Raw genomic sequence first — 3,956 nt, 5'->3', positions numbered from 1 at the left:
CCCCCCCCCCCCCCGCCCGCCGGCGGGCGCCCGCGGCGGGGCCGGGCGGCGCCCCCCCCCCCCCCCCCCCGCCGGTGACCAGGGCGACCTGGCCGGAAAACGTCATGCTCATCGTCAATCCTCAGCAGTGGCGAGTAATGGTGTACCGCAGTTTATCCACGCGCCCCCGCAGGTCGGCATCACTATCAGGACGCCGGTTGGCTGGCGATCCATCCTGCTGATGAAGCACCCTGCCCCACCATCAGCCGAACGGATCGGCGGGCATTCTCCGGGCAGACGAAACTTGAACCCGGGCGCCGGGCGAACTATCACAGTCACCTACCCATCGATTCGAGTACCTGCCATGACTGCCGCCACCAATCGCCAATTCCTCCTCGCCAAACGCCCCGTCGGCGAAGCCACCCGCGACATTTTCGAGTACGTCGAGAAGCCGGTGGGCGAACCCGGCCAGGGGCAGATCCTGGTCCGCGTGAAGTACCTGTCCCTCGATCCGGCCATGCGTGGCTGGATGAACGAGGGCAAGTCGTACATTCCGCCGGTGGGCCTGGGCGAGGTGATGCGCGCCCTGGGCGTGGGCGAAGTGGTCGCCTCGCAGCACCCCGACTTTGCCGTCGGCGACCACGTCAACGGCGCGCTCGGCGTGCAGGACTATTACCTCGGCGCGCCGAACGGGCTGTACAAGGTCGACCCGCAGCGCGCGCCGCTGCCGGTCTACCTGTCCGCCCTCGGCATGACCGGCATGACTGCCTACTTCGCCCTGCTGGAAACCGGTGCGCCGAAAGCCGGCGATACCGTGGTGCTGTCCGGCGCCGCCGGCGCGGTCGGCAGCGTTGCCGGACAGATCGCCAAGATCAAGGGCTGCCGCGTGATCGGCATCGCCGGCGGCGCCGAGAAGTGCCGCTACCTGATCGACGAGCTGGGCTTCGACGGCGCCATCGACTACAAGAGCGAGGATCTTGCCGAAGGCCTCAAGCGCGAATGCCCGAAAGGCGTCGACGTCTATTTCGACAACGTCGGCGGCGACACGCTGGACGCGGTGCTGAGCCGTCTCGCCCGCGGCGCGCGGGTGGTCATCTGCGGCGCCATCAGCCAGTACAACAACAAGCAGGCGATGAAGGGCCCGGCCAACTACTTGTCGCTGCTGGTGAACCGCGCGCGCATGGAAGGTTTCGTGGTGATGGACCACGCCGCGGGCTTCCCGGCGGCGATGAAGGAGATCGGTGGCTGGCTGGCAAGCGGCCAGTTGAAGAGCCGCGAGGACGTCGTCGAAGGCCTGGAAACCTTCCCGGAAACCCTCGGCAAACTGTTCAAGGGCGAAAACTTCGGCAAGCTAGTGCTGAAGGTCAGCTGAGCAACGCCTTGCGTAGGGGGGCTTCAGCCACCAACGTCCACTCAGCGCCGAAGCGGTGGGCTGAAGCCCACCCTACGGTCCGTCTAGGGTCCGAGCTATCGACGAGGCCTCAGGCCAGTTCGGCGACCACCGCTGACAGCGCCTGCGCCGGGTTGGCCGCCTGGCTGATCGGGCGGCCGATCACCAGATAGTCGGAGCCGGCGTCCAGCGCCTCGCGCGGGGTAAGGATGCGACGCTGGTCGTCCTGCGCGCTGCCGGCCGGGCGAATGCCGGGAGTGACCAGCTGCAGCCGTGGATACGCCGCTTTCAACGCGCTGGCCTCCTGCGCCGAGCAGACCAGGCCGTCCATCCCGGCTTTCTCCGCCAGCGCCGCCAGGCGCAGCACCTGAACCTGGGGTTCCACGTCCAGGCCGATTCCGGCCAGGTCCTCGCGCTCCATGCTGGTCAGCACGGTCACGCCGATCAGCAACGGCTTCGGCCCGTTGAGGCGCTCAAGCGTCTCGCGGCAGGCGACCATCATCCGCAGCCCGCCGGAGCAGTGCACGTTGACCATCCACACGCCCATCTCCGCCGCCGCCTTCACCGCCATCGCCGTGGTGTTGGGGATGTCGTGGAATTTCAGGTCGAGGAAAACCTCGAAGCCCCGGTCGCGCAATGTGCCGACGATGTCCGAGCCACAGCGGGTGAACAGCTCCTTGCCGACCTTGACCCGGCACAGCGCCGGATCGAGCTGGTCGGCGAGTTTCAGCGCGGCGTCGCGGGACGGGAAATCCAGAGCGACGATGATCGGGGACTGGCAGGCGGACATGGCGGGCTCTCACGGCGGATCGAAAACGGCGCGCATTGTCGCAGAAAGCCGGAATTTTCCGTAGCCACGCGAGGTGCCGAGCGACGATTTTCCGACCTCTCCGTACGCCTGGCGGACGACCTGGCTGCGCCCCGATCCTCCCGGCTGGCGCGCTCGACTTTGGCTCGGTGGCGCGCGCTGAATCGATTCACTCTCTCCGTTCGACGCACCAGCGCGACGCACGCTGACCCGCCGGTCACGCCGTGCGAGGCCACGGGAACCGCTGGGCCAGGCTCTGTTTCGTGCAAACGCAAGACTGGCACGACGGCTGCAAAACGTAACAGGACGTGTCGTAAATCCATTGAGAGGTCAGCATGAGCACGCAACTCAAACCCACCCTCGGCACCCTGCACCTGTGGGGTATCGCCGTCGGCCTAGTGATTTCCGGAGAGTACTTCGGTTGGAGCTATGGCTGGGGCGTAGCGGGAACGCTCGGTTTCCTGGTTACCGCGCTGCTGGTGGCGGCGATGTACACCTGCTTCATCTTCAGCTTCACCGAGCTGACCACCGCCATTCCCCACGCCGGCGGGCCCTTCGCCTACAGCCGCCGCGCCTTCGGTGAAAAAGGCGGACTGATCGCCGGCCTCGCCACGCTGATCGAGTTCGTCTTCGCGCCGCCGGCCATCGCCATGGCCATCGGCGCCTACCTCAACGTGCAGTTCCCCGGTCTCGATCCGAAGCTTGCGGCAGTTGGCGCATACATCGTCTTCATGACGCTGAACATCCTCGGCGTCAGCATCGCTGCGACCTTCGAGCTGGTGGTGACCATCCTCGCGGTGGCCGAGCTGCTGGTGTTCATGGGCGTGGTGGCACCGGGCTTCAGCTTCAGCAACTTCGTGCTCAACGGCTGGGCCGGCTCCAACGAGTTTGGCGGCGCGGCGATTTCCGGCATCTTCGCCGCGATCCCCTTCGCCATCTGGTTCTTCCTCGCCATCGAAGGCGCCGCCATGGCCGCCGAAGAAGCCAAGGATCCGAAACGCACCATTCCCAAGGCCTACATCGCCGGCATCCTGACCCTGGTCACGCTGGCCATGGGCGTGATGATCTTCGCCGGCGGCGTCGGTGACTGGGCGGCCCTGTCGAACATCAACGACCCGCTGCCGCAGGCGATGAAAGTGGTCGTCGGGGAAAGCTCCGGCTGGCTGCACATGCTGGTCTGGATCGGCCTGTTCGGTCTGGTCGCCAGCTTCCACGGCATCATCCTCGGCTACTCGCGGCAGTTCTTCGCCCTCGCCCGCGCCGGCTACCTGCCGGCCAGCCTGGCCAAGCTGTCACGCTTCCAGACGCCGCACCGGGCGATCATCGCCGGCGGCGTGGTCGGTATTGCGGCGATCTATAGCGACGGCCTGATCAACCTGCAAGGCATGACCCTGACGGCGGCGATGATCACCATGAGCGTGTTCGGCGCCATCGTCATGTACATCATGAGCATGCTCAGCCTGTTCAAGCTGCGTAAGAGCGAGCCGAACCTGGAGCGCACCTTCCGCGCGCCGGGCTACCCGATCGTGCCGGGCATCGCCCTGGTGCTGGCGGTGGTCTGCCTGGTGGCGATGGCCTGGTTCAACGCGATCATCGGACTGATCTTCCTGGGCTTCATGGTGGTGGGCTTCGTCTACTTCCTTCTGACCGGCCATCAGCGCGCCAACGCCCGCAGCGACGTGCTGTTGACCGGTGGTGCCGCCTGACGTTTAGTGACGCCTGAGTGCCGACGCCGGACGCTTGCGCCCGGCGTCGTCGTTTCCGCGCCCCCCGTCGCGC

The 3,956-nt window shown here is 66.6% G+C and carries 3 protein-coding genes; 2 read left to right on the top strand and 1 reads right to left on the bottom strand.

The features are described from left to right. Nucleotides 1–343 precede the first annotated feature (343 nt). Complete coding sequence (locus tag QMX85_RS23240) at nucleotides 344–1,351, top strand: NADP-dependent oxidoreductase (protein ID WP_282344902.1); 1,008 nt, start codon at nucleotides 344–346, stop codon at nucleotides 1,349–1,351. 109 nt (nucleotides 1,352–1,460) lie between these two features. Here the strand turns inward: QMX85_RS23240 and pyrF are convergent, their stop codons facing one another. Next, a complete protein-coding gene (gene pyrF, locus QMX85_RS23235) occupies nucleotides 1,461–2,159 on the bottom strand; it encodes an orotidine-5'-phosphate decarboxylase (RefSeq protein ID WP_282344900.1) in 699 nt (232 codons plus the stop codon). Between the two features lie 353 nt (nucleotides 2,160–2,512). On the opposite strand from pyrF, the gene eat reads away from it, so the two are divergent. Beyond that, entirely contained in the window at nucleotides 2,513–3,883 is a 1,371-nt protein-coding gene (gene eat, locus QMX85_RS23230; RefSeq protein WP_090231231.1) for an ethanolamine permease, read from the top strand. The last annotated feature ends 73 nt before the right edge of the window (nucleotides 3,884–3,956 follow it).

The organism is Pseudomonas sp. PS02288, from assembly GCF_029959715.1.
Lineage (GTDB): Bacteria > Pseudomonadota > Gammaproteobacteria > Pseudomonadales > Pseudomonadaceae > Pseudomonas_O > Pseudomonas_O kuykendallii.
Note: the sequence above shows the minus strand (reverse complement) of the source record. Positions and strands in the feature narration are given on the sequence as shown.